Here is a 397-nt window from a genome sequence, read left to right on the forward strand (position 1 = left end):
CATGTCCTGGGGGCATGCGGTGAGCAAGGACCTCGTGCACTGGGAGGAGTTGCCGCTCGCCCTGTCGCACGACGACGAGGAGATGGTGTTCTCCGGCAGTGCGGTCGTCGACTGGGACAACTCCACCGGGTTCGGTACCAAGGAGAACCCGCCCATGGTGGCGATCTACACCAGCGCCTACAAGGACGGCGGCAAGCAGTCCCAGTCGCTCGCCTACAGCACCGACCGCGGCCGCACCTGGACCAAGTACCAGGGCAATCCCGTCATCGACATCGGCTCCAACAACTTCCGCGACCCCAAGGTCCAGTGGTACGCGCCGACGAAGAGCTGGCTGATGACGGTGTCGCTGTCCGCCGAGCACAAGGTGCGGTTCTACTCGTCCAAGAACCTCAAGGAC

The 397-nt window shown here is 64.0% G+C and carries 1 pseudogene; it reads left to right on the forward strand.

Annotation, left to right across the window (positions count from 1 at the left end):
- Nucleotides 1-397: pseudogene (locus ADK57_RS15410) on the forward strand (glycoside hydrolase family 32 protein); the annotation flags it as partial.

This window comes from Streptomyces sp. MMG1533, from assembly GCF_001279775.1.
In the GTDB taxonomy this organism is placed as follows: Bacteria; Actinomycetota; Actinomycetes; order Streptomycetales; family Streptomycetaceae; genus Streptomyces.